This is a genomic window from Enterocloster sp. (genome assembly GCF_057861365.1).
This window is the reverse complement of the sequence record NZ_DBMACH010000025.1, coordinates 1-24,115: the sequence shown is the minus strand read 5'-3', so window position 1 is coordinate 24,115 and position 24,115 is coordinate 1. Positions and strand designations below refer to the sequence as shown.

The following is a 24,115-nucleotide window of genomic DNA, read 5'->3' as shown; positions in this document are numbered from 1 at the left end:
CTAACCGTGCAAAGTCAGTAATCTTATTCTACACTGAGGTATTTTTTTCTCAACCTTCTTTCTTGGAATTCCTTATATTTGAATTATACAGGAAGCTCCTTGATCTATTATTTTATGTTATAAAAAATTCTTCGAATTCATAAACATCCTTCTTGTTTGTAATTTCTATCTATAATCCTTTACAACTTTTCCATGCATTATCATAGTCCTTTTTCTCTTAATATGGCATAAATCATTCGAACCACAGTTTAAGATACAATAAAGATTAGATCCATCCAAAAAGCAATGACATTGGAAAAGCAAAAACAATTGTAATCGCACAAACAGCACATAACACGATCAAAGGCATTCCTACAAAGATGGAAAAAAATCCAAGTACAGGATGATGCCACAAAAATTTTTCTGCACGAACTTCAAAATCATATTCACACTTTTTAATCGCTTTTATAATACTCACATCATTCACCTCATTTCCTTTTGCATATCAAGAATACCTCAGAATATATTAAATAGGGGAAAGCATATTTCCTTTTATATTAAAATTCCATAAGAAATAGAAAATGCTGCTCCCGAAGTGGTCCAAGAGATTGTTGGAGTACTAACAAAGCATCAAAAAAGAGCTGTTCACTAATTTCTTAGCTTGCAGCTCTTGGTTTCCTTACAAAATCACGTATTCACTTATTCATCTGCTTCACCTGAAATCTCTGATTCTTCTCCTTCGCTCTCCGTCGAATCATCTTCTGATTCCATTTCATATGAATCTATTTCCTCGGTAGGCTCTGCTGGTTCGTCTGAAATATCTTGTGTATCTGACTCATGTTCCTCAACTTGAGATTCTGGTTCATTTATTGTATCCAGCTCATCTGATTCCTTTGACTCACCAACTTCTTCTAATTTCTCTCCCGAAGCAGATTCTTCTTGTTCCTCATTCCTTTCTTTTTGCGGTTCTAAAATATCCTCATTCTGCTCGTCATCACGATCCGCATTCTCTTCTTTTTCAAGATCATCCGCATCTTCGTAATCAGATAACTTTTGCTGAATCATTTCTTTTAATGCTTGATCTGTCATAGAGCAAGGATTCTTTTCCAGCAATTCCAATACTTCTTCTTCCGTGGCTTCATTTACCACTTTATGGAAATTCTCTCCAGCTAATATCTGCTCCGCCAAATAAATTCCCAAACTCTTGCCTGCTTTTTTCGCATTTTCAACATCCTCTTTATCGCCTGCTAAATAAAGCAAATGATCTGTACCAAATGTTTTTTCCAGGCGTCTCTGTAATGCTGCACGTTCTTCTTCAGATTCATCCTCCAAAAAGGCATATCCCACAATAATAGTTTCTTTTTTATCAGCTTCTATCAATTAAATCGTAACTCATATCCAAAAAATCTAAAATCTTCGCTTCACTTACAGTTCCGTCCATCAGCATCGTAATCCAATGTTCCTTATTCATATGATATCCTGGAAGAAAACCATAGGTCTCTATCAAAACTCCAACCATATCCGGTTCACACTTCACATTAATAATATCTACCGTGCCCTCTCCTTCTAGTTCTAACTTAGATTTTTTAACCTGCATCAACACTGCATACCATTTCCCGTTTTTATGACGAAGTACCGCACTTTCTGGGGATTCTTTCCAAAGATATTCCGGTACTGTTCCATATTGTTTTTTTACATATTCAAATACATCTTTACGATCCATCAGTTTCACTTCCTAATCATACTTATTTATTTTTATATTTTAAAGCACTCCTTTTATTCCTAGAGTTCTACATTTTCTTTTTCATATGTCTGCTTTTCAAACCACTTCTGAAATTCCAAAGCCCACGACTCATAAGAAAATTTCAATGTGTGTTTTTTCCCATCAATATCCTCAAATGTTATATAATAAACTTTTCCTCGTGCATGATCTGCTCTTTCCGTTTCCTCACGGCAGCCAATAATCCGTTTTATGTAACTTCTATGTTCAAGAATAAATCCACCTCTGTCGCAAATCAAATACCAATCTCTTTTCCATTCTGGAAGATGATGATCTGTCCTCTCTTTCCAAAAAATCCCAATCTTATGTTGTTGTTTCCACGCCTTAAATAAACTAACAAATGGGCTTCCATAAGAAACTGGAATTAAAACCGCAAAACAAAAAATAATAATTTTTACTCCTTCTGGATCTGAATGCCTATAAATGAAGACAATCCCGCTAATTGCCACACAGGCAAACAGCAAAATCATAAATATTGGAAATCCTGACCAAAGAAATATTCTGAACAGGGATTCATCATAAATCGTTCTTTCTCCGCCTCGATTATTGTTCATTTTTCTTTTCTCCTCATGCTTATCTTTTTTTCATTCAGAAAGAAGTCTGCGAAGCAAGAAAGGTAATGGTTGTTTCTTCTTTCATGGCTCTCACCTCCCTTCAGAAAACTCCCCTTTATCGGATCGCTGCCTTCTGTTTTTCTTTTTTCCCAAGCTGACGGGGTGCTGTTTCCTGCCGAAGCTCCTGCAAGGTATCTTTTAAAGATGCCTGTTTTCCTTGTCTCTCTTCCAGCTTCCCGATCTGCTGCTGCAATCGCTCTGTTTTTTGTTCCAGCTTATGGATGCTCCGCATGGATTGGAATAACACCTTCTGGGTTTGAAAGATGATCCCCTGTTCCGGATTTCGCTCTGTGATCTTTGCGGTATCTTTTCCGTTCATTTTCAAAAATGCGTTTTTCAGATGCCCTTTGGCAACGTGCAGTTCCTCCGCCATGCTCCCCAGACGGTCAATCTTCTGATCCATCGACAGCATGACCGTATGTAGGGAAGACTGCAGCTTTTGTAAGCCTTGGGTAAGGTGCATTCCTTTTACCGCAGAGGCAAGGGCATCTTTTCCCTTTTCTTTAAAATCAAAAACTGCCTGTTCTGCCCGTTCCATAAACTTTCGTTTCTATTCTCCCACCTGAAAGCGAAGTGTTTGCACCTGATGTTCTACTTTCTGGATCGTATTCACCGCAAAGAGTTTAACCTTGCTTTCCTGCATCACGCCCAGTTGCTTCTTCATCTCCCCCAGTTCCTTCAAGACGGTTCCGAGCTGCATTTCCATGGAATCGATATGATCTGCCATGCGGATCACATCCCCTTTTTCCTGTTCCATGCCCTGTTGTTCCAAAAGCTCCAGTAACGCCCTGATACTGTCCTGCTCCCGAAGCGGTCCTTTTATTTTTGGAATCTCTACGCTTTTTTCTTCCATCTACATTCCCTCCTTCCCAAAAGGATGCTGCCGAAAAACGTTCAGCAGCACCACACAAAAATATTTTTTTTACTAGCATTCCCCTGGTTTTGTCGTCATCAAGCGGTACAGCTTCGTGTTCTTCGGGAAACTGTTCTCAAATGGCACAAGATTTCCGGAACAGCGGATCAGCCCTTTCCCTGCGCCTACATTGGTGATATAGGATAACTGGTTCTCGGAAATGTTCAAAAGGGCGGCCAGTTCGTCCCGGTCTGTGGTCGCCTGGTTTAAAAGGATTAAAAACTCACTGTTTGCCAGCATCAGTCTTGCCGTATCCGATTTCAAAAGTTCCTCCACATTCTGCGTTAAACCTGTGACAAATCCATGGTATTTACGGATCCTCTTGTAGAGCCGGTAGAAAAAGTCCGCACTGTACTGATAGCGGAACAACAGATAAAACTCATCGGCAAAGATCCAGGTAGTCTTTCCTTTCTTCCAGTTTTGGATCACCCGGTTGAAGATGCTGTCCAAGGTGACCAGCATCCCCAGGGGCATGAGCTGCTCTCCCAGTTCCCGGATATCATAGGCAATAATGCGATTCTTCGTATTTACATTGGTTTTCTGAGCGAAGGTGTTCAGGCTTCCGTTAATGAACAACTCCGAAGACAAGGCAAGCCCCCTGGCTTCCTCTTCCGGCTGGAGCATGAGCTGTCGGTACAGATCCTTCAAGGTCGGCACTTCACTTTGGTAACCGCTTCGGATATATTCCCGGTACACATCTGCGGTACAGCGGTCCAGGATGGATTTCTCCTTGGCGGACAGATTTCCAGCACCCACCAACTGTTCAAACAGGGACAGGATAAATTCCGACTTCTCGATCAGTGGATTCTTATCGTTTCCATAGGCAGAATCCATATCCAGTGCGTTCAGATGGGTATGGGACGTTGCAGAAATGGAGATCACTTCCCCGTTCAGCGCTTCCACCAAAGAACCGAATTCCGACTCCGGATCTAAAATGAGGATGTCATCTTCCGTAGACAGGGCAAGGTCCACGATCTCTTCTTTTGCTGAGAAACTCTTTCCTGAACCGCTGACACCCAATCGGAAGGAGTTTCCATTCAATAACTTCCTCCGGTCTGCCACCAGCATATTTTTGCTCACCGCATTCTGCCCATAATAAATACCGCCCGGCTGCATGATCTCCTGAGTATGGAAGGGGATCAGCACTGCGGTAGACTCTGTGGTCAGGGTACGAAGGGCATTGATCTTGCGGATGCCATAAGGCAGTACCGTATTGAGTCCATCCACTTGCTGCCATTTCAAGGTTGCCATCTGACATAAATGCTTTCTTGCCACTGACAGGATACTCTCCGTATCCGAATCCAACTGTTTCTTGCTGTCTGCCATATGCACCATGGTGAGGATGCCGAACATCATCCGCTGGTCCCTGGTGGTCAGGTCATCCAGCATCTCTTTGGTTTCCTTTCTTTGCAGTTCCATATCATAAGGCACAATGGCAGAAAAGTTATTGTTGGCATTCTGGCGTCTCTGCCAGTTGGTCACATTGGTCTCCACGCCAAGCAGACGGTTCTGGATCTCACGCACCGCTTCGTCTGTGGGTACCGGGAGGATATCGATGGACAGCATCAAGTCCCGGCTTAGATCGCACAGCTCCGAGATCATGTCATCCTTGACATAACTGGCATAATCCTGCATATACAGCACTCGCCCGAACCGTTCATTGATCTTGAAGCAGTCTTTGGAAAACTCCATGGACTGGGGACAGATCCAATCCTTGAAGCTGCTCCCCTTTTTGGCAAATGCCTTCATATCGAAAGGAAAGCACTGGGGTTCATCTGCCCGGAAGAAATCCCGGAAGATCTGTAACCTCTGTTCCGCATCCAGTTCTTCCCCAATGGAAGACAGCTTGCTCAGATGGGTGATGATATCCGTTCCCACACGTGCAAAATAAGTCCTTGCCTCATCGATGTTCTTTTTATGGACACTGACCGTCAGATACCGTTCCTGATAGATGCTGTTGTTGGTGCCGCTAACCTTGGATAGCAGCATTTCGTTGTATTCCTTTCGGTATTCATCCAACCCGTCCTCTTTCATCGGCAGAAGCAGGGATGCTTCAAACTCTTCTTTATTGATTCTTCTGTTATTTAAAGTGATCTTTGCCGCCGCACCGGAATCTAAGGCATTTAACAGCTCACTATAATCCAAGAACATTTCCGTCTTATCCTCTTTGCTTGCGATAGCATAGTTGATATCGGAAAACCGGAAGGTCTTGGAAAATTTTGTCCCGGACTGGAATACCCCATCCGGCCAGATCCGCTGGATCGGGATGGCCTGTTGGACAGACCTTGGGACTTTGAACTTCTCCCGGTCCATTTTCAATGCCTGTTGTAAGGTTTTAATCAAACGCACCACTCCTTCCCGTTTTCTTTTTCTGTTTCATCCGTTTCTTCTTTGCCCGCTGTTCTCTTTTTTTCATAAGGGCTGCGCCATCCCCTTGAGACTTTTCTCCCAAGGCCAGCGTTTCTTCCATGCAGGCATGGTACAGGTCCTCACTTTGAAACAGCAGGCGCTTGGGGTATAAAAATTCAGACTTGATATACGCCCAAGCAAACTGCTCCGCATTCATGCCATGGTACTGGAAGAAACCACAGGCTGCGAATGGGGCAGCCCCTAAGATGCACAGCCACCCGGTCATCTCCTGTCCCACATACTTTCCCAGGCCAAAATAAATCCCTACCGCCACAGCGATGGCAAGCAGGGAGAAAATACACTGGCGCAGGTTCAGTCCCATAAACATGGACTCCTGATAGTTGCGGATCTCTTTGTTCATTTTTACTTCCATATACTTCTATCTCTCTCTTTCTCTTTTCTTTTTTCCTGTCGATCTCCCTTGGACTTTTTCCTGTTCTTTTGGAATGTCCAACCCCCATTGTCTGCAAAATTCTTCCACCCCTTCCCGGTCATACCGGGAGAGTCTTGAAAGATCAAATGCCACCGGGGTGTAGGTGGCAAATCCTGAACGGGCTTGTCCTGGCAGCACCTTTCCCAGCCTGTTCTCTTGAATGAAGGCCAGCTTATCCCTGGTAAAATCACCGCTTACAAATGCCTCCTGCGTTTTCAGTCCATACCCGCCCGGAAGATTGACCGTCAAGTCACTAAATAATTCCAGCTCCCCTTCACTTTGACTATACATCAAAACCGCAAGCCCATTTCCATAGGCATAGCTGGACACTTTCAGGGTGATCTCTTCCTTACCAAATTCCCAATGGAAAGGCAGTGTATCGCTGCTTTCCTGATTTTCATATATTTCTTTACGCATGGTTCTTTCCTCCTACAATCCCATCATCTCTTTTACGATCCGGTCAGATGCTTTCACCGCACCCACCAGCACCAGCAGGTTGAATACCAATTCCCCTACATAGTTCCACACAATGGTCACTGCACTTAAGGACGTATCCCCAATGGCTGGCGGACTGGCAGAATAGACGGAGAAAATGATACAGGCCAGTGCAATGATCGCCCCTTCCAGACACACCCCTGCATAGGACTTGATGAAGTTCTTCCCCACCGACTGGGAGGGTTCTCCCGCAAAGGTGGAAATGGGGATGGGCGCAATGGCAGTATACATATACAGCTTGAACATCCTTCCATATACCGTAAGGATCATGATAAAAGACAGCACTGTGATCAAAAGGCTTCCCAGCAGCGTCACGATCCACAAGGGGATGGATTCCAGCATCCCTACCGCTTCGATCTTTTCCACGATCTCTGCCGGAAGCTCTGTCACACCCCCGTCTGCCATTCCCGACTGTGCCATGATGGTCGATACGATCCCCTGTACAATGGAAAACAGGGCGGTCATCAATTCCATGCCATACATGATGGCGCCTTGTGCCAGTGCAAACCGGATAAAGGCTTTGAGGGCATGTTCCGGCTTTTTCATGTCTGTAAAGCTGCCACAGGTCTTTACGATCCCGGCTGCAAAAAACAGTACCAAAAGTCCATATCCAATGGCAGTCAGCGCCCCGTTGATCCCGGTGATGACACTCCAGATCGTCCCGCCCTTAAAGGATTCCGGGCTTTGGGTAAGGAGCGTCCAGATTTCTGCTAGCTTCTCATTCCAGGTGTTCAGTGCAGAGTTTAGGTTCTGCACGATCCAGTTATCACTCAAACAGTCTCACCTCCTTTGCCGGGGCAGGAAGATGTCCTCCCTGCCCGCTTCTGTCTCTACCCACTACCCAACGATCAGGTCCAGGATCTCTTTTGCAAAGGTGATGATGACACCGCCTGCCAGCGTCAGAAACCCGTTGGCTCTCTGGCTGGGATCATGGCTCTTTAAGCTCAAACCTACCTGCACCACACCAAATCCCAGTAAGATCAAGCCGATGGCCCGGATCAGGGAGAAGATAAAGGTGGACAGGTTATTGATGACTGACAGGGGATCTCCGGCTGCAAGCACCGGGATACCACCTACCGTCATAGTAAGCACCAGCGCTGCATACGCGGCAAGGGTACGCTTTGGTCCTCTGCCCATAGGCATCGGTGCAGTAGCATGGTTTGCTGTCTGTCTCTTTGGCATTTCATTTCTTTTCTTCAATGGCATTCCTCCAATCAAAAAGACTGCTCCCTGCCGAGGATCTCCCCAGCCGAGAGCAGTTCATAATCATCCAGTCTCCTGGTATCAATGGTTACATCTTCATGGGACAGGGGAGCCTTCGCATAATCATAAGGCGGCGCCCCTCCATCCTCCGTATATTTCACATTCACATGTTTATGCAGATCATATTTCTCATCCAGAATGGGGCGTTCTCCACGCACCAGAAGCACTGCCTTCCGGTTATCCAAAAGGCGTACTTCATCGGGGGTCAAAAGTTCTTTGCCACAATGTCAAGTGATGAATTCAAATTACTTTGAGAATTTGGCACTTACGCATAAAGCAGCACGTGACAACGTTATGTGTTTGGATTATAATGATAGATGAAAATTGAATCATCATATCGCTCCATCCGCAAAGACGGAACATGGAATCGGGTGCAAGTCCCGGCGAGTCGATCACTGTGAAACTTTCCTGAGGGAAAGGTAAGTCAGATACGTGGGAGCGTATGGTGCTTCTGCCGGAACCGGAAGCACGTTTTTTAGGCGCAGGAAGCTGTGCTTTGTTGAGCGTGTCTGTTTGGATGCGCTTTTTTCTTACGGTTCCTATGTATAAAATAAATCCCTTTTTTGCAAGGAGTCTTTTCATGCGTAATCAGTATTGGGAAAATAAGCACTATGCTTATTTCTGCAACCGGGAATGTGAATATTTCCCCTGCCATAAGGGTGCCGACCCGGAAAATTTTAATTGCCTATTCTGCTATTGCCCTCTGTATGTATTGGGAGATCGCTGCGGCGGAAAGTTTGCCTACCTTCCCAACGGATACAAGGACTGCAGCCGCTGTCTGTTTCCCCATCTGCGGGAGAATTATGGTGTAATTACGGAACGCTATGGAGAAATCCTTGCGGCAATTCCATATCCAGATCAGGAGGATGACGAATGACCCTTTTACAACTGAAATACATTGTGACGGTTGCTGCGGCCGGAACGATCAGCGAGGCGGCAAAACAGCTTTATATCGCCCAGCCCAGCCTGACTTCCGCAATCAAGGAACTGGAAAATGAACTGGGAATTACTATTTTCAAACGTACCAATAAAGGCATCCTGCTTTCGGCGGAGGGAGAAGAATTTTTAGGATATGCCCGTCAAGTGATTGAACAGACAAATCTGATTGAAGAACGATACTTAGGGAAGACCCCTGTCAAGCATCAGTTCTGTGTGTCCACGCAGCATTATTCTTTTGCGGTAGAAGCATTTGTTGAGCTTTTGAAACAGTATGGCGGTGAAGAATACGACTTCCGCATCCGTGAAACGCAGACCTATGAGTTGATTGAAGATGTGGCAAAGCTGCGAAGCGAGGTGGGTGTGCTTTACCTTAATAGTTTCAATGAAGCTGTCCTGCGCAAGACCATGCGGGAAAATGATTTGAAATTTCATCGTTTATTTATCGCAAAGCCTCACGTTTTTGTCAGTACGTTCAGTCCTCTGGCAAAGAAGAAAATTGTTGAATTGGATGAGCTGGCAACCTATCCGAGATTGTCCTATGAGCAGGGAGAACACAATTCCTTCTACTTCTCTGAGGAAATTTTAAGTACGTTGGAAAGCAAGAAAGACATTATGGTTTCTGACCGGGCCACGCTGTTCAATCTCCTGATTGGTCTGAACGGGTACACCATTTGCAGCGGCGTTATCAACGAAGAACTAAATGGGAAAAATATTGTTGCTGTCCCCCTTGCTGTGGATGATTACATGGAAATCGGCTACATCACTCACAGCAAGGTCGGACCGGGTAAATTTGGAACTCTGTATATCGAAGCTCTGAAACGATATGCTTCCGCACAGGAATGACAGAACATAAAGTAGCGGTCTGCTATAGATTCAATCTATGGCAAACCGCTGCTTTTCCGTATTTTACAGAACCCTTTCCCGCAGGTATACTGAAAAAGAACGATCATACCCAAGGAGGACACATTATGGACTATTCAATTATTGGATTTCCGCGTATCGGGATCCACCGAGAATTAAAGTTCGCAACAGAAGCGTATTTTCGCAGCGAAATAGATGCCGATGAGTTGAAACGGGTTGTCTCTCAGCAGAGAATGGAGCAGTGGACACGCCAGAGGGACGCAGGTGCCGGCTTTATCCCGTCCAATGATTTTTCCCTTTATGACGGGATGCTGGACACCGCTTATATGCTGAACGCCATTCCAAGGCGGTATGCCGATCTGAGGCTTTCCGATATAGACACATACTTTGCCATGGCCCGTGGGTATCAGGGGGCGCAGGGAGATGTCAAAGCATTTACCATGAAAAAGTGGTTCAATACGAACTACCACTACATGGTACCAGAGCTGGATGATGATATGGAGTTGAAGCTCCGCTCAGATGCTTTTCTGGATGGCTTTCATCAGGCGCGTTCTCTGGGCATTCAGACAAAGCCCGTGGTCGCCGGACCGTTTACCTTTTTGAAGCTGGCCCGCTGTACCGGCAATAAATCCGCCACTGATTTTGTAGATGATATTCTGTTTGCCTATGCAGATATTTTGAAGCGGTGTGGAGAAAACGGCGTGGAATGGCTGCAAGTTGACGAGCCGTATCTGGTCATGGATTTAACAATGGGGGATGTTGCCCTTTTCCGCAAGCTGTACCAAACGCTGCTGGAACAAAAAGGCACAGTGAAGGTGCTGCTCCAAACTTATTTTGGCGATGTGCGGGATTGTTACCGGCAGCTATGTGAACTGCCCTTTGACGGCATTGGCCTTGACTTTGTGGAAGGAAAGCAGACCGCAGCACTTGTAGCAGCAAACGGTTTCCCGAAGGATAAAATCCTGTTTGCGGGACTTGTAAATGGGAAAAACATCTGGCGTACTAATTATAAAGACGTACTGGAGCGAATCGCCGGTTTGAAAAGCTGCTGTGACCACATTGTACTCAGTACATCCTGCTCCCTGCTCCATGTGCCGTATACTGTAAAGAATGAGCCGCAGCTTTCCACCGAAATTATCCGGCATTTTTCCTTTGCGTATGAAAAGCTGGATGAACTGCGTGAGCTTTGCTGCCTGGCTGAACTTGCAGACTATTCCTGTGACCGGCGCTATCTGCAAAATCAGGAACTGTTCCAAACCAGTGAGCTGAGAACCGACACAGAGGTACAGAAACAGGTTGCGGCACTTACTGAATCGGATTTTACCCGCAGGGTGCCCAGAAAGGAACGGCAGGCAACGCAGAAAGAACTGCTGAATCTCCCGCTGCTGCCCACGACAACGATTGGCTCTTTCCCGCAGACAAAGGAAGTCAAGCAGAACCGAACAAAATTCCGAAAAGGCGAAATCAGCGAAGAAGAATACCGAAATAATGCAAAGGGATTCATCCGGGATTGCATCGCTTTACAGGAAAACATTGGTCTGGATGTCTTGGTGCATGGCGAATTTGAACGCAACGACATGGTGGAATTTTTTGGCGAAAATCTGTCTGGTTATGTGTTTACCATAGGCGGTTGGGTACAGTCTTACGGTACACGGGGCGTAAAGCCGCCGATTGTGTTCGGGGACGTCAAACGCAAGAAGTCCATTACTACCGATTATATCCGTTATGCCAATTCCCTGACGGATAAGGATGTGAAGGGAATGCTGACAGGACCAGTCACGATTTTGAACTGGTCGTTCCCCAGAGAAGATATTTCCACGCAGGAGATGATGTATCAGATCGGCCTTGCAATCCGGGAAGAGGTTCTGGAACTGGAAGCTGCAGGCGTCCGTATTATTCAGATTGACGAAGCCGCGCTCCGGGAAAAGCTGCCGCTCCGCCGCGCCGACTGGCATAGCGACTATCTGAACTTTGCGATCAAGGCATTCCGTCTCTGCCACGCAAAGGTAAAACCGGAAACGCAGATTCACACCCATATGTGCTACAGCGAGTTTGAGGACATTATCCCGGAAATCGACGCAATGGACGCCGATGTGATTACCTTTGAGGCGTCCCGTTCCAAACTTACGATTCTGGACAGCCTGATGGCGCATCATTTTGAAACGGAGGTGGGTCCCGGCGTCTACGACATCCATTCCCCCCGCATTCCGAGTGTAGAAGAAATTGAAGCCGCCCTCCGGCTGATGCTGGACAAGATCCCGGCAGATCATTTATGGGTCAACCCAGACTGCGGATTAAAAACCAGAGGGGAAACCGAAACCGTTGCCAGTTTGAAAAATATGGTCCAGGCGGCGAAAAATATAAGAAACGAATGCAAAGGAGACATTTGATATGAGTAATTTATACGCACCGTTCCGTTACGACTACGTGGGCAGCTTTCTTCGTCCGGCAGAACTGAAAAAGGCCCGCGCCGATTATGAAGCAGGAGCCATTACCGCCGATCAGCTCAAAGCTGTGGAGGATCAGTGCATTACCGAACTGGTGGCGAAGCAGAAAGCGGCCGGATACCATGTTATTACTGACGGCGAGTTCCGCCGCGCTACCTGGCATCTGGATTTTATGTGGGGATTCGACGGCGTCGGCCATAAGAAAACGAACACCGGCCTTCCCTTCCACGGAGAGGCGGCGATGATCGATGATACTTTTGTGACCGGCAGGATCGGATTGTCCGGTGAGCATCCCTTTGTGGATCATTTTCGGTATGTGAAGGCGCTGGAGGACGAAAAGACTATAGCAAAACAGACAATCCCCGCCCCTGCTCAGACGCTGGCACAATTCTGGATGCCCTTTGCCAGAAAACACACAGAGGCCTTTTACAGTTCTGCCAAGCCGCTGATGGACGACATTGCACAGGCTTACATTGCTGTACTGCATCAGCTGTACGATGCAGGCTGCAGGAATGTGCAGTTTGACGATTGCACATGGGGAATGCTGGCGGATAAAAATGGACAGGAAATGCACGCCGCAACGAAAGAAGGGCTTTTGGCCGTCCAGAATGCCTATAAAGATATTAACAACCAGGTGATTAACGGAGCGCCAGAGGGGATGAACATCACCACCCATGTCTGCAGGGGCAATTACCATTCAACTTATGCCAGCAGTGGCCCCTATGACTCCGTGGCCGACGTTTTGTTCGGCGAAGAAAATGTAAGTGCCTATTATCTGGAGTTTGATGATGAACGCTCCGGTGGCTTTGCGCCTCTTGCAAAAATCGGAAGCGGACAGAAAGTGGTTCTCGGACTGATTACCACAAAGCAGCCGCAGTTGGAGAATAAAGAGGCCGTGATTGCCCGAATCCATGAAGCTGCAAAGTACATCCCTCTTGACAGGTTGTATCTCAGCCCGCAGTGCGGTTTTGCTTCCTGCGAGATCGGCAATAAGCTGACTGAAGAAGAGCAATGGGCGAAACTGGCGCTGGTTAAAGAGATTGCTGAGGAAGTCTGGGGCTAAATTTTTCTGTAAAAATCGCGACGTCGGAGTTTTATTCATTCGACGCCGCGATTTAATTTGTTATTGAGAATCTTTATTATGCGGTGATTTCATAACCGATATATCTTCCCCGACCTGGTGACCTATATTCTTTATCTGCTTTTCAATGTCCCACAGATCTTTCTGTATCGTTTCTTCCTCGACGCTAATTTCCGGGTGTTCTTTCATTTCTTCTCTGATAAACATCAGGCAAAAACTGACCAATAGAAGCAGGCAGGAAAACCAGATCGTATGCGCTCCGAACAGAACAACAAATTGACCGCCGATTCCAGCGCCAACAGCAAATAGGAAAATGATTTCCCAATAGCGCAAAGCTTTCCCTAAAACATTTCTATCATGTGTTCTGATGTATGCAGAAAGTGCTTCCATGCCGCTACGCATATTTCCGATACACATGGTGCTGGCAAACGCGTAACCATTCACCTTTCGGAATGTCTGCACCTGCATAGCGCAGGAAAAAGATACCAGTGCATTAGCCAGCATATCAAGACTTTGCGGAAGAAAGCTTACCAAAAACAGCAGAATCATTTCCAGTAGCAGGACAATCTGCCTCCAGTGGATATTCTGCACATTCTGATATTTTCCCCGTATCTGCTCTGCAACAATGATGCCTATTGCAAATGCTGCCAACGGAACAAAGTAGTGTGCGCTCTGCAACCAATTACGCTCACAGATGTTTTGACTAAGTAATACGATATTCCCGGTCTGAGCATTGGCGAACACCTTGCCCCGGAACACATAGGTATAGGCATCTTGCAGGCCGCCTGATATTGACAAAAATGCGGCAGTTGGGAAAGATTCGGACATTTGTCCCTGATGCTGGCATTTTATAATTCCATGCAAATGTGTTCACTCCTTGATGTATAACTAAAGATACCTCTATGTATGTATTCTCAAAATAGCAGAAGCCTGACTATGTTTGGCATCCTGAAATACAATACATATCAACCATACCATCACAAAGAAGATGATCATCTTGATCGGTAATGCTGATATGAAAGTAAGCCATGTGCTTACCGCGCTTTATGATTTCAGCTTTTGCAAAGATTGTCCCTGACTGTACGTTATGCAGGAAATTGATATGTGCGCTTTGCGTTACATAATCTCTACCATCCATTCTGGCAAAAATTCCCGCCACGCAATCTGCCATTGCATATAACAATCCTCCATGTACGTGTCCATGAAGATTCATAGATTCGGCAACCAAGTTTACCTTTACCACACAGCAATCCGGGTCAACTTTGCATATTTGAATATGGTTATAAGACATAAAAGGATTGCCTTTTTCGTATGCAGAAAAATCCATATGGTATCACCTCTGTACCGGCAGTTCCTGATTACAGTAAAGGCAGCGGTACTTCCCAGAAGGAGACAGTTTGAAAATATGGTCGCATCCTGCCTCAATACTGGTAATACATCGTGGGTTTGTGCATTTAACCACATTTCGCAATATCTCTGGCATATCAGGCTGACATTTTCGCTCCACTACTCCGTCTTTGATATAGATTAGTGTAATTCGCCGATCCAGATAGCCTAAAATCTCCAGCCGCTCCGGAAGGTTTGAACCTTCGATCTTAATCAGATCTTTTGTTCCATATTTCTCACTGCGCACAGATTGCAGCAGCGCAACCGCCTGATATTTGCTCTCCAGATGGAGCAGCCGGTAAATTTCCATACCGCGCCCAGCGGGGATATGGTCAATAACCACACCATTTTGAATGGGTTCTACCTTCAGCATTTTAACACCTTCTCTCCAGTCACAGGATCGGCAATTCCCAACAGAGCCATAATTAGTGCCATGCGAACATAAACGCCATTCTGCACCTGATCAAAATAAGCGGCACGGGGATCATCATCTACCGTCCGAGTAATTTCATCGACACGAGGCAGTGGATGCAACACAGGCATATCCGGCCTAGCCAATTTCATTTTTTCAGGGTCAAGCGTGTAGATGCTCTTTAGCCGAATGTAATCTTCCTCATTAAAAAAACGTTCTTTCTGCACTCTGGTCATATATAACACATCCAGCTTAGGGAGTGTGTCCTCCAAACTGCTGACCTCCCAATATAAGGAATTTGCCGGGTGCAATGTATCCTCCTTCAAATATTCGGGAATGCGAAGTTCCTCTGGCGAGATAAAATAAAACTGATTTCCTAAAAAACGAACAAGATTGTTGACCAAAGAATGCACTGTCCGGCCGAACTTCAGATCACCGCAAAAACCAACGGTCAGATGATCCAACCGTCCCATGCGCTGGCGAATCGTCAGCAAATCAATTAAAGTTTGTGTAGGATGATTATGGCCTCCGTCACCAGCATTTATGACAGGAACTTTGGAAAACATGGAAGCGCGAAGCGGAGCACCTTCTTTTGGGTGGCGCATAGCTATAATATTGGAATAGCAGCTGACTACGCGAGCTGTATCAGCAACCGTTTCTCCTTTGGTTGCACTGGACTGTTCTGCTCCGGAGAAGCCGAGCGTCTGCCCGCCCAGACTTAGCATGGCAGATTCAAAAGAAAGCCGGGTTCTCGTACTGGGTTCATAAAATAAGGTCGCCAGCTTTTTGCCGTCAGCCACATGCGCATACATCTCCGGAGCGGCGGCAATTCGATCAGCCAAATCCAGGACTGCCATCGTTTCATCGTCATTGAAATCGGTTGGTTCAATCAGGTGTCTCACAGCCATTCCCCCTTTATCAGATATTCTTCGCGCTTTGCGCCGACAGAGATAAACTGGATCTCGTGATCAAGTAATTTTTCCAGCGTTTTGATATAATTTTTTGCAGCATCCGGCAGTTCCTCCCAGCGACGGCAAGCGGAAATGTCCTGTTTCCAGCCGGGAATGAAGCTGATAACCGGTTGATATTCTTCCAGATTTTCCGTAGGAACAAAGGTGTCTGTTTCTTTGCCTTTGTACAAATATCCCGTAATGATGGGAATTTCCTGCATATAACTGAGTACGTCTAACTTAGTCAATGCGATTTTGTCAGCGCGTTGGCATTTTAGGCCGTACCGGCTTGCAACCGCATCAAATGGCCCAACCCGGCGTGGGCGGCCTGTTGCAGCGCCATATTCACCGCCGGCCTTGCGCAGGGATTCCTTCCATTCTTCAGGCATAGCGTTCTCGGCCACAAATGGGCCTGCACCAACGCACGTTGAATAAGCCTTTAACACACCGACCACATGGTCAGGCTGCACGCCAGGAATTCCCGCTCCAATCGGCCCATAGGCCGCAATCGTTGTAGAACTGGAAGTGTAGGGGAAAATGCCATAGTCAATATCACGCATAGCGCCAAGCTGCGCTTCCAAAACCATCTGTTTTCCTGACGATAACGCTGTATCCAAATAATTTCCGGTATCACAGATATAGGGTAAAAACTCCTTTGCCTGCTTCTGGCACCAGGCAAGCAGGGCCGGATAAGACATTGGCTCCTGATGATAGCAGCCTGCCAGTTCCAAATTTTTTGCTTCCAGCATGGTTTTTAGACGAACCTGTATATATGGCTCATCTAAATGAAGCAGATCACCTAAACGCAATGTTTTTTTGCGATACTTATCGCTGTAGGCATAAGCAATTCCCCTGCGAGTAGAGCCGAAAGCAACTCCGCTCTGCGCAAGACGTTCTTCCTCCAAATCATCTTGTATCCGATGCCACGGCATGGAGATGGTTGCACGAGCGGACAGTTTGAAATTTTGAGGTGTTACAGACACCCCTTTGCCGCGAATATCGGCAATTTCATTGGAGAGATGCTCTAAATCAACTACCATACCATCCGCAAGAACACACACCACATTGGGATGAAGAATCCCGGATGGTAGCAGATTCAGAATAAATTTTCCCTGTTTGGTTACGACCGTATGCCCGGCATTATTTCCCCCCTGGTAACGCACGACAATATCCGCCCGCTCTGCCAGCAGATCAATAACCCGTCCTTTCCCTTCATCCCCCCACTTGATACCTGTCACCGCAGTCAGCATTTTTCTGCCTCCCTTCTATTTCGGGCATTTACAGACGCCTGTATACGGGTAGGCAGCCCCAAAAGACGGATGAAGCCAGTAGCATCGGACTGCTGATAGCCCTCTCCTTCATTAAATGTGACAATATCCTCGCTATACAAAGAATATGGGGACCACACACCTGAATTGATAATGTTGCCCTTATATAACTTCAGACGTACTTTTCCGGTGACGGTCTGCTGCGTCTCTGTCACAAATGCAGACAACGCTTTGCGCAGCGGAGAAAACCACTGTCCGTCGTAAACCAACTCACCGAAGCAAATAGACAATTCCTTTTTCTTATGGGCAGTTTTTTTTGTCCAATGTCAGTGTTTCTAATATCTCATGCGCTCTATACAGAATGGTTCCGCCCGGTGTCTCGTACACTCCTCGGCTTTTCATACCAACCAGACGGTTTTCCACCACATCGTACAGGCCAATACCATTACAGCCGCCAATCTCGTTTAGCTTAGAAATAATGTCTGATGATTTCATTGCCTTGCCGTTCAACTTAACAGGTACGCCTTTTTCAAAGTCCAGCTCCACATATGTAGGAGTATCCGGCGCTTTCAGTGGAGAAACGCTCATTTCCAGAAAACCTTCTTTTTCATACTGCGGCTCATTACCTGGGTCCTCCAAATCCAATCCCTCATGAGAAAGATGCCAAAGATTTTTATCCTTTGAGTAATTGGTTTCTCGATTTATTTTCAAAGGAATATGATGGGCTTCGGCGTAATCAATCTCCTCATTGCGGCTTTGAATATCCCATTCCCGCCACGGTGTAATGATTTTCATTTCCGGCGCAAAGTGCATAATGGCCAGCTCAAATCGCACCTGATCGTTGCCCTTTCCGGTGCTGCCGTGGCAAACAGCATCCGCCCCCTCTGCCTTTGCAATTTCCATGACACGCTTAGCCAGAATAGGGCGGGCAAGGCTGGTTCCCAATAAATACCCTTCATAATCAGCTCCCGCCTGCATAGTAGGAATAACAAACTCATTAACAAACTCATCCGTTAAATCCTCGACATAAAGTTTGCTGGCTCCAGAAGCCACTGCTCGCTGTTTCAAATCATCCAATTCATCGTCTTGTCCAACATTTCCACAGACAGCGATCACTTCACAGTTGTCATAGTGTTCTTTCAGCCACGGGATAATAACGGAGGTATCCAGACCACCGGAATATGCCAGCACAACTTTTTTGATTTCACTCATACTAAAGCACTCCTTCACTTGTTTTTGGAACCAAAATCTATTATACTGGACAGGCAGGAATATGTAAAAAGTATTATTGATATAGTGATCATCAGCAATTAGCATATCAGAAAGAGGATGCCTGGATGGATGTCAACTTTGAATATTACAAGGTTTTTTATTATGTAGCCAAATACAAGAATTTCACAAAAGCGGCTCATGCACTGGGCAGCGGACAGCCCAACGTTACCCGCGCCATGAACTGCCTGGAGCAGCAAACGCACTGTACGTTATTTATACGCACCAATCGAGGTGTTCAACTGACCCCAGAAGGAGAAATGTTGTTCACTCATGTCGAAGCTGCCATTTCTCAGATACAAACAGCCGAAACCGAACTAAATGCGCACAGTGGTTTGGAGCATGGAAGTATTTCAATCGGAGCCAGCGAAACCGCATTGAATATCTACCTGCTGGATATATTGAAGCCCTTTCACATGAAGCATCCCGGTATTCGCTTGAAAATATATAACCATTCCACTCCGCAAGCCATCCGCTCTGTTAAAAACGGTGAAGTTGATTTTGCTGTTGTATCAACGCCGACCAACGTGGATACCTCTTTGAAGGAATTGCATTTGCGGCCCTTCCGTGAAATTCTTGTGGGCGGCAAAACTTTTACGGCACTGGGCAGCCAGGAGCTGACACTTGCCGAACTAAAAAATTATCCGTTGATTTGCCTCGGAAAAGAAACTATGACCTGGAATTTTTATCATAAATTGTTCCTGTCCCACGGGTTGGAGTTGATACCAGACACGGAAGCAGCTACCACAGATCAGATTTTACCTTTGGTAAAAGCGGAATTAGGGCTAGCTTTTCTTCCAGAACCAATGGCGAAGGAAGCACTTCAGCAACGTGAGATCTTCCAGATTCATCTGCGGGAAACAATCCCTGAACGTCAGATTTGTATGGTATATGACAGGAAACGTCCATTGAGCGCTGCTGCTCAAAATCTTAAAACCGGTATTTTGGAAACAATGGCCTTTTAGGATGCTATAAATAACACATACATTTTTATCTTTTCCAAATATCAAAAAGTCCTCCCCGGTACGGGGAGGGCTGTACTGTCTTTATGCTGCAATCTCCGGGATTTCCCCGACAAAGTTATAAACGATTTTGACTTTCTGCACCTTCTGTCCGTCCACCTTCTTGACCTCGCCAATCAGAATCCGGCTGATAAGCCGGTTCAGCATTGCCTCGTCCAGTTCCTCAATAGCGGAATAGCGCCGGATTTCCTTGATAAAGGTACGGACTTCGCTTTCCTGTGCGTCCGCCCGGCTCTGCATCATCGCCAGGTCATGCAGACGCTTCTGGTTGGATTCCTGCTCCTGTTCCAGCGCCGCCGTCAGTTTCATAAACCGCTGTTCGGTCAGGATGCCTTTTGCCTTATCCGTGTACAGGCTTAAAAACATCACATCAATTTCCTGATTCCGGGCTTCCAGCCGTTTCCGTTCCTTCTCGGTCTGAGAAGCGTCTACCAGATACCGGCGCTCCATCCGGCTGCTGAGGTGCTGATAGAACGCATCGGCGTCCTTCATGGCCTGCGCCGCCAGCTCCTGAATGTCTTTCAGCACCAGATTGTATAAATCTCTGGCCTCGATCTTGTGGCTGGAGCAGACCTTGCATCCCATGCGGTTATAAGTCTGGCAGATATAGTACGCCTTGTCAATCGGTTCCCGCATCTCGCCGGTGAACCGGTTCTTCCCGGTTCTGCCGACCTTTTCATACCGCACCTGCATGGACTTCCCGCAGGTAGCGCAGTAGACCAGCCCGTGGAACAGATTATAAAAGGGGCAGGCATTGCCTTTCATGATAGGTGGTTTGCGGTCAATGATAGCTTGTACCTGTTCCCATTCCTCCGGCGTCACAATCGCCTCATGGCAGCCCTCGATCACTTCCCACTGGTCACGGGGGATAATGTCATAAGTGTTGGAGCGGATGCCCTTCTGGTGTGTCCAAAAGACCAGATGTGCGCCCTTATAAAAGGGATTCCGCAGGATATGGCTGATCCTTGCGCCGCCCCAAGAGTAATAGTTGGCGTCAAACTCCGTATTGGCCTTGACATGGGTGATGGGGATTTTTTCTTCCATCAGCCGTTTGGAAATCCTCATGCAGCCCAGCCCGTCAAGGGCATAGTCATAGATTTTACGGATGATCGGCGCTGTCTCCGGGTCAATGATAAGATGCCCTTTGTCCTCCGGGTCACGCATCAGGCCGAAGGGCGGCGTCCCTCCGCAGAACTTTCCCTGCCGGGAGCGGGTCGTGATGCCCGCCAGCACCTTTTTAGAAATATCCCGGCTATACATATCGTTCAGGATATTCTTGAAGGGCGTAATGTCCATCTCCTGACGGGTCAGGCTGTCCACGCCGTCCGTGATGGCGATATAGCGCACATTGTGTTTGGGGAAAAAGATTTCGATATAGCTGCCAGCTTCAATATAATTCCTACCAAGTCTGGATAGGTCTTTGGTGATGACGCAGCCGATCTTCCCTGCCTCAATGTCAGCGATCATACGCTGGAAGGCAGGGCGGTTGAAATTGCGGCCCGTATAGCCGTCATCCACATAATACTCATACTGGAACATCCCATGCTTTTCAGCAAAGTCCCGAAGCATGATTTTCTGGTTGCTGATGCTCATGCTCTCATTGTCGCCGCCGTCATCCAGAGAGATACGGCAGTAGAGAGCGGTGATTTTCTCATAGACTTGTTTTTTCCTGCTCATAGCGTTCTCCTTCTATGAACAGGGACACGATACCATTATCATACCATGCCCCTGTCCCTGAATCAACCGTTTTTACGCAGCGTTCTCCGCCATCTCACGCTGTTCCAGCCATTCCTCGAAGTGTTCGCAGGTCTGGCGCTCGATCAGTTGCTCAAAGGCTTCCCGCATGGATTTCTCCCCGGAGAACTCCCGCACCACCATAAAACGGACTTTATTTTTCTGCTGCTTGCTTTTTTCCATAGGCTACCTCCATAGAGTGGCAGGCCAGACAATAGCACACCGGCAACGAAGTCCGGCAACGAACCTCCAAAAACCTGTAAACTACCGTCTGGCCTGCAAATCTTACTTTCTAAATTTTCTTGAAAAATCTCGTTGCTTTCGTTGCCGGAGATAGAGATAGATATTAGAAAATGCCTTATTTACAGGCTTTTTCCGTATCCAGACCGGAAAATCCCCGGCAACGAACCCGGCAACCAAGTGACAACCATCCCGGCAACAGACCGCTATTTTTATGCGATCCACTCTTTGGGAAGTTCCAGCTGGCGGCATTCTTCCTCGGTCAGCTCCACAAATCCATCTTCGTTGCCGGGCAGTTCGTTGCCGGAAACGTCCCGTTCCCAGCCCCTCTGCCTGCCATACCCGGCGAACATCCTCGGATTGGAGAACGGCTTCCAGCCCGTCACCACCGTGTTCATGATCTCGTTGATATTGTGCAGCTGCCACCGTTTCGGCTCGTCATAGGTGTGGCCCAGCGCCTCCTTGAACAGCTGTTTGGAGCAGACCATGCTGCCGGTGTAGTGTTCCAGAAAGCCCTGTATCTGCCCGGCCTCCGTGTCCTCCGGCATGAAATCCTTCTGTACCTCCACCAGCTGGCGCTGGATGGACTTGCTGAACTTCATAGAGTAGTGGCCGCTGCGGTAAATCGTCATGGCCTCCGCCCAGACCTGCAAAAGATAGGCTCTGGAGGCGTCCTCGTCCTCCAAAATGTGAACCTCCGCATTCTCCGGGTAAATCATGATCGGCAAAAAGCGCCGGTTCCCGGCCCGGTCAAGGGGCAGGAAGTCCAGCGTGTTGGATGAACCGCCGAACACACACTGCCGCAGCCGGTCTTTGGGCTGGGCTTCATAGGGCGTCCGGTAGGTTTCCTTCTGGCGGCTGATGAATGAGCGGATTTCTTCAATGCTTTTGGCGCTGCTGGTAGCCAGCATCTCCGACATCTCAATAATCCAGTGTCCTTGCAGTTTCAAAAACACCCGGTCATCATCCAGCTTTTTCAGGTCATCGGAAAACCACTCGTCCCGGATCGCCAGCAGGCGGAAGAAGCTGGATTTGCCAGCGCCCTGACCGCCTACCAGACAGAGCATTTCCTCATATTTGGAGCCGGGCCGGAATACCCGCCGGATAGCCCCCAGCAGGAAGTGTTTCAGCATTTCCTCCACATAGTCGCTCTCGTCCGCACCCAAGAAGTGATGGAGACAGGAGCGGATGCGGGGCGTCCCGTCCCAGACAAGGCCGTTCAGCACGTCCTGTATGGGATGGTAGCAGTTTTCATTCGCCACGATAGAGAGCGCCGCTGTCATCTTTTTCTCGCTGGTCAGGCCATAGTTCTGCTCAAAATAGAGAAGCAGATACTTCACGTCTGTATCCGTCAGGGCGCTGGTATTCCTGCGCCAGCCCAAATCCCGCACAATGTCCACCCGGTCAGTCAGGAGGTTCAGCCGGATCGCCCCGCGCAGGAGAGGGTCATGGCAGAACACCGTCCGGCAGTTGCCGATGGTGTTGGCGGGCTGGCCCTTCTCGGTGACGGAGAGGCTTTCCCGCACCTCAGAGGCGCTCTGCTCCGGCGCTAAGGCTTCGGCTGCGCTCATGGCGGCCTGCCGGGTGGCTGGCGGCAAACTCTGATATTCGCTGCTCAATCTTCCTCACCTCTTTTCCGTACTGGGCGACAACGGAAGCCCGTTCCTCCATGCTGCCGGACAGGAGAACATCCAGCAGATACTCCGTGTGTGCTTTCTTTTGCAGTGCTTCCACAAACAGCGGATTCCATGCTTCCTCCGGCGTTTGCGGAGCGTATTTCTTCTCCCAGCGTTCCAGCAGATGCAGGTAATCGCACAGTACCCGGAAACATTTCTGCTCCGCCTGCCGGTAGCGCAGTTCCTCGCTGATTTTCCGTTTGACCGGCCTCCTGCGGGGCGGGTCATGGCCTTTGGCGTCATAGCGGACAGAGAAATCCTCCGCCAGCTTCAGAGCCGCTTCCTTACCGCTCAGACCAAACAGGCGGGCGGTAAAATCAATCACATCCCCGTCCGCCTGACAGCCGAAGCAGTGGAACCGGCGGTCAACCTTCATGCTGGGATGTTTGTCATCGTGGAAGGGACAGCAGGCCATCCCATTCCTGCCAACCTGCACCCCGTAATATTCCGCAGCCTGCCTTGTGGTGACAGACTCCTTCACCGCTTCAAATACATTCGATTTTCTCACCTCCAGACAGAGAAAAAGACACCTGGTTTCCGCAGAAAATCAGATGCCTCATAACTCCATATCGTGTTTCTTAGTCGGAGCGATCCGCCCCTCACGTTCCCAGCGTTCCCGGTTATCCCGGTCAGCGTCCAGCTTGTCTTTCGCCAGCTTATCCCGGATGGATTCTCTGGCTTTCTCCTTGATCTGCTCCTTACCGGCCTTCTTGACCTCCGGCTGCATAAGCGTTTTCTGGATTTTTGCCAGGGCACTCTGCATGACACGTTTGATTTTGGTAATCACTCCATCCAGCCGGGCGGCGGCGTAGTCACGCTCCTTCTGCGGGGCCTTCCGCTCCGGCGAAAGTACCCACTTTTTTGTTTCCTCAATCAAACGAATATCTTCTTTGTGTGTCTCCTGCCGGACAGTATCGGTCACCACCTCCACCGCCTTGTCATAG

The 24,115-nt window shown here is 47.6% G+C and carries 25 protein-coding genes and 2 pseudogenes; 5 read left to right on the top strand and 22 right to left on the bottom strand.

The window, feature by feature from the left end:
- Positions 1-265: 265 nt before the first annotated feature.
- From ACZM6M_RS16885 to ACZM6M_RS16835, 11 genes and pseudogenes are all read right to left on the bottom strand, one after another.
- Positions 266-457 carry a hypothetical protein gene (locus tag ACZM6M_RS16885; RefSeq protein WP_009243195.1) on the bottom strand — a complete coding sequence of 64 codons (192 nt, stop codon included), beginning with the start codon at positions 455-457 and terminating at the stop codon, positions 266-268.
- Positions 458-678: 221 nt separating this feature from the next.
- Positions 679-1,359 carry a hypothetical protein gene (locus ACZM6M_RS16880; RefSeq protein ID WP_009243196.1) on the bottom strand — a complete coding sequence of 227 codons (681 nt, stop codon included), beginning with the start codon at positions 1,357-1,359 and terminating at the stop codon, positions 679-681.
- Positions 1,346-1,702: an MmcQ/YjbR family DNA-binding protein gene (locus tag ACZM6M_RS16875; RefSeq protein WP_009243197.1), complete on the bottom strand. Its 357-nt coding sequence runs from the start codon at positions 1,700-1,702 to the stop codon at positions 1,346-1,348. Before ACZM6M_RS16875 ends, ACZM6M_RS16880 begins: the two co-directional genes overlap by 14 nt.
- 59 nt (positions 1,703-1,761) lie before the next feature.
- Positions 1,762-2,313, bottom strand: a complete 552-nt coding sequence (locus ACZM6M_RS16870) for a hypothetical protein (RefSeq protein WP_009243198.1) — start codon at positions 2,311-2,313, stop codon at positions 1,762-1,764.
- 115 nt (positions 2,314-2,428) lie between these two features.
- Positions 2,429-3,226: pseudogene (locus tag ACZM6M_RS16865) on the bottom strand (DUF6674 family protein).
- A 72-nt stretch (positions 3,227-3,298) separates the two neighbouring features.
- The gene (locus ACZM6M_RS16860) at positions 3,299-5,629 is read right to left on the bottom strand and encodes a VirB4-like conjugal transfer ATPase, CD1110 family (protein ID WP_009243201.1); all 2,331 of its coding nucleotides are present in this window, start codon (positions 5,627-5,629) and stop codon (positions 3,299-3,301) included.
- Positions 5,622-6,068, bottom strand: a complete 447-nt coding sequence (locus ACZM6M_RS16855; RefSeq protein ID WP_009243202.1) for a PrgI family protein — start codon at positions 6,066-6,068, stop codon at positions 5,622-5,624. The genes ACZM6M_RS16860 and ACZM6M_RS16855 overlap by 8 nt, the downstream gene beginning before the upstream one ends.
- A 6-nt stretch (positions 6,069-6,074) precedes the next feature.
- On the bottom strand, positions 6,075-6,545 hold the full coding sequence (locus ACZM6M_RS16850) for a DUF4313 domain-containing protein (protein ID WP_009243203.1): 471 nt from the start codon (positions 6,543-6,545) through the stop codon (positions 6,075-6,077).
- A gap of 12 nt (positions 6,546-6,557) precedes the next feature.
- Complete coding sequence (locus tag ACZM6M_RS16845) at positions 6,558-7,397, bottom strand: VirB6/TrbL-like conjugal transfer protein, CD1112 family (RefSeq protein WP_009243204.1); 840 nt, start codon at positions 7,395-7,397, stop codon at positions 6,558-6,560.
- Positions 7,398-7,460: 63 nt separating this feature from the next.
- Positions 7,461-7,829 (bottom strand): hypothetical protein, encoded by a 369-nt coding sequence (locus tag ACZM6M_RS16840; protein WP_009321377.1) that lies wholly within the window; start codon positions 7,827-7,829, stop codon positions 7,461-7,463.
- An 8-nt stretch (positions 7,830-7,837) separates the two neighbouring features.
- Positions 7,838-8,071 carry a hypothetical protein gene (locus ACZM6M_RS16835; RefSeq protein ID WP_044929331.1) on the bottom strand — a complete coding sequence of 78 codons (234 nt, stop codon included), beginning with the start codon at positions 8,069-8,071 and terminating at the stop codon, positions 7,838-7,840.
- A 395-nt stretch (positions 8,072-8,466) separates the two neighbouring features.
- Here ACZM6M_RS16835 and ACZM6M_RS16830 point away from each other — a divergent pair, with 395 nt between their 5' ends.
- The 4 genes from ACZM6M_RS16830 to ACZM6M_RS16815 all read left to right on the top strand — a co-directional run bounded on the left by ACZM6M_RS16830 (position 8,467) and on the right by ACZM6M_RS16815 (position 13,196).
- Positions 8,467-8,763 carry a cysteine-rich small domain-containing protein gene (locus ACZM6M_RS16830; protein WP_173019868.1) on the top strand — a complete coding sequence of 99 codons (297 nt, stop codon included), beginning with the start codon at positions 8,467-8,469 and terminating at the stop codon, positions 8,761-8,763.
- Positions 8,760-9,668 (top strand): LysR family transcriptional regulator, encoded by a 909-nt coding sequence (locus ACZM6M_RS16825; RefSeq protein WP_009243207.1) that lies wholly within the window; start codon positions 8,760-8,762, stop codon positions 9,666-9,668. The genes ACZM6M_RS16830 and ACZM6M_RS16825 overlap by 4 nt, the downstream gene beginning before the upstream one ends.
- A gap of 125 nt (positions 9,669-9,793) precedes the next feature.
- The gene (gene metE, locus ACZM6M_RS16820; RefSeq protein WP_009243208.1) at positions 9,794-12,076 is read left to right on the top strand and encodes a 5-methyltetrahydropteroyltriglutamate--homocysteine S-methyltransferase; all 2,283 of its coding nucleotides are present in this window, start codon (positions 9,794-9,796) and stop codon (positions 12,074-12,076) included.
- Position 12,077: 1 nt separating this feature from the next.
- Positions 12,078-13,196 (top strand): 5-methyltetrahydropteroyltriglutamate--homocysteine S-methyltransferase, encoded by a 1,119-nt coding sequence (locus ACZM6M_RS16815; RefSeq protein ID WP_009243209.1) that lies wholly within the window; start codon positions 12,078-12,080, stop codon positions 13,194-13,196.
- Between the two features lie 60 nt (positions 13,197-13,256).
- Here the strand turns inward: ACZM6M_RS16815 and ACZM6M_RS16810 are convergent, their stop codons facing one another.
- From ACZM6M_RS16810 to ACZM6M_RS16785, 6 genes and pseudogenes are all read right to left on the bottom strand, one after another.
- The gene (locus tag ACZM6M_RS16810) at positions 13,257-14,042 is read right to left on the bottom strand and encodes a YoaK family protein (RefSeq protein ID WP_009321374.1); all 786 of its coding nucleotides are present in this window, start codon (positions 14,040-14,042) and stop codon (positions 13,257-13,259) included.
- Positions 14,043-14,148: 106 nt separating this feature from the next.
- Entirely contained in the window at positions 14,149-14,541 is a 393-nt protein-coding gene (locus ACZM6M_RS16805) for a PaaI family thioesterase (RefSeq protein WP_004845332.1), read from the bottom strand.
- Between the two features lie 6 nt (positions 14,542-14,547).
- Complete coding sequence (locus ACZM6M_RS16800) at positions 14,548-14,973, bottom strand: aspartate carbamoyltransferase regulatory subunit (protein ID WP_009243211.1); 426 nt, start codon at positions 14,971-14,973, stop codon at positions 14,548-14,550.
- A complete protein-coding gene (pyrB, locus tag ACZM6M_RS16795) occupies positions 14,967-15,914 on the bottom strand; it encodes an aspartate carbamoyltransferase (protein ID WP_009243212.1) in 948 nt (315 codons plus the stop codon). Before pyrB ends, ACZM6M_RS16800 begins: the two co-directional genes overlap by 7 nt.
- Positions 15,911-17,212, bottom strand: coding sequence for an adenylosuccinate synthase (locus tag ACZM6M_RS16790; RefSeq protein ID WP_004845329.1), 1,302 nt, complete (start codon positions 17,210-17,212; stop codon positions 15,911-15,913). Before ACZM6M_RS16790 ends, pyrB begins: the two co-directional genes overlap by 4 nt.
- Positions 17,206-18,442 (bottom strand): annotated as a pseudogene (locus tag ACZM6M_RS16785) (argininosuccinate synthase). Before ACZM6M_RS16785 ends, ACZM6M_RS16790 begins: the two are co-directional and overlap by 7 nt.
- Before the next feature lie 125 nt (positions 18,443-18,567).
- Here ACZM6M_RS16785 and ACZM6M_RS16780 point away from each other — a divergent pair.
- Entirely contained in the window at positions 18,568-19,464 is an 897-nt protein-coding gene (locus ACZM6M_RS16780) for a LysR family transcriptional regulator (protein WP_004845327.1), read from the top strand.
- 81 nt (positions 19,465-19,545) lie between these two features.
- On the opposite strand, the gene ACZM6M_RS16775 is transcribed toward ACZM6M_RS16780, so the two are convergent.
- The 5 genes from ACZM6M_RS16775 to ACZM6M_RS16755 all read right to left on the bottom strand — a co-directional run.
- Entirely contained in the window at positions 19,546-21,198 is a 1,653-nt protein-coding gene (locus tag ACZM6M_RS16775; protein ID WP_009243214.1) for a recombinase family protein, read from the bottom strand.
- Positions 21,199-21,270: 72 nt separating this feature from the next.
- Positions 21,271-21,438, bottom strand: coding sequence for a hypothetical protein (locus tag ACZM6M_RS16770; protein ID WP_004845325.1), 168 nt, complete (start codon positions 21,436-21,438; stop codon positions 21,271-21,273).
- A gap of 269 nt (positions 21,439-21,707) precedes the next feature.
- Positions 21,708-23,066: a virulence-associated E family protein gene (locus ACZM6M_RS16765; protein WP_009243215.1), complete on the bottom strand. Its 1,359-nt coding sequence runs from the start codon at positions 23,064-23,066 to the stop codon at positions 21,708-21,710.
- Positions 23,023-23,679: a CHC2 zinc finger domain-containing protein gene (locus ACZM6M_RS16760; protein WP_044929336.1), complete on the bottom strand. Its 657-nt coding sequence runs from the start codon at positions 23,677-23,679 to the stop codon at positions 23,023-23,025. Before ACZM6M_RS16760 ends, ACZM6M_RS16765 begins: the two co-directional genes overlap by 44 nt.
- Before the next feature lie 48 nt (positions 23,680-23,727).
- A partial coding sequence (locus tag ACZM6M_RS16755; RefSeq protein ID WP_489490608.1) for a hypothetical protein occupies positions 23,728-24,115 on the bottom strand: 388 nt, incomplete at its 5' end.

What these genes read in the sequence shown, in the direction of transcription:
- ACZM6M_RS16875 (WP_009243197.1), bottom strand. Translation starts at nt 1,702, where the DNA reads ATGGATCGTAAAGATGTATTTGAATATGTAAAAAAACAATATGGAACA.
- ACZM6M_RS16870 (WP_009243198.1), bottom strand. Translation starts at nt 2,313, where the DNA reads ATGAACAATAATCGAGGCGGAGAAAGAACGATTTATGATGAATCCCTG.
- ACZM6M_RS16855 (WP_009243202.1), bottom strand. Translation starts at nt 6,068, where the DNA reads ATGGAAGTAAAAATGAACAAAGAGATCCGCAACTATCAGGAGTCCATG.
- ACZM6M_RS16850 (WP_009243203.1), bottom strand. Translation starts at nt 6,545, where the DNA reads ATGCGTAAAGAAATATATGAAAATCAGGAAAGCAGCGATACACTGCCT.
- ACZM6M_RS16840 (WP_009321377.1), bottom strand. Translation starts at nt 7,829, where the DNA reads ATGCCATTGAAGAAAAGAAATGAAATGCCAAAGAGACAGACAGCAAAC.
- ACZM6M_RS16830 (WP_173019868.1), top strand. Translation starts at nt 8,467, where the DNA reads ATGCGTAATCAGTATTGGGAAAATAAGCACTATGCTTATTTCTGCAAC.
- ACZM6M_RS16825 (WP_009243207.1), top strand. Translation starts at nt 8,760, where the DNA reads ATGACCCTTTTACAACTGAAATACATTGTGACGGTTGCTGCGGCCGGA.
- metE (WP_009243208.1), top strand. Translation starts at nt 9,794, where the DNA reads ATGGACTATTCAATTATTGGATTTCCGCGTATCGGGATCCACCGAGAA.
- ACZM6M_RS16815 (WP_009243209.1), top strand. Translation starts at nt 12,078, where the DNA reads ATGAGTAATTTATACGCACCGTTCCGTTACGACTACGTGGGCAGCTTT.
- ACZM6M_RS16810 (WP_009321374.1), bottom strand. Translation starts at nt 14,042, where the DNA reads ATGTCCGAATCTTTCCCAACTGCCGCATTTTTGTCAATATCAGGCGGC.
- ACZM6M_RS16805 (WP_004845332.1), bottom strand. Translation starts at nt 14,541, where the DNA reads ATGGATTTTTCTGCATACGAAAAAGGCAATCCTTTTATGTCTTATAAC.
- ACZM6M_RS16800 (WP_009243211.1), bottom strand. Translation starts at nt 14,973, where the DNA reads ATGCTGAAGGTAGAACCCATTCAAAATGGTGTGGTTATTGACCATATC.
- ACZM6M_RS16790 (WP_004845329.1), bottom strand. Translation starts at nt 17,212, where the DNA reads ATGCTGACTGCGGTGACAGGTATCAAGTGGGGGGATGAAGGGAAAGGA.
- ACZM6M_RS16780 (WP_004845327.1), top strand. Translation starts at nt 18,568, where the DNA reads ATGGATGTCAACTTTGAATATTACAAGGTTTTTTATTATGTAGCCAAA.
- ACZM6M_RS16775 (WP_009243214.1), bottom strand. Translation starts at nt 21,198, where the DNA reads ATGAGCAGGAAAAAACAAGTCTATGAGAAAATCACCGCTCTCTACTGC.
- ACZM6M_RS16770 (WP_004845325.1), bottom strand. Translation starts at nt 21,438, where the DNA reads ATGGAAAAAAGCAAGCAGCAGAAAAATAAAGTCCGTTTTATGGTGGTG.
- ACZM6M_RS16765 (WP_009243215.1), bottom strand. Translation starts at nt 23,066, where the DNA reads ATGAGCGCAGCCGAAGCCTTAGCGCCGGAGCAGAGCGCCTCTGAGGTG.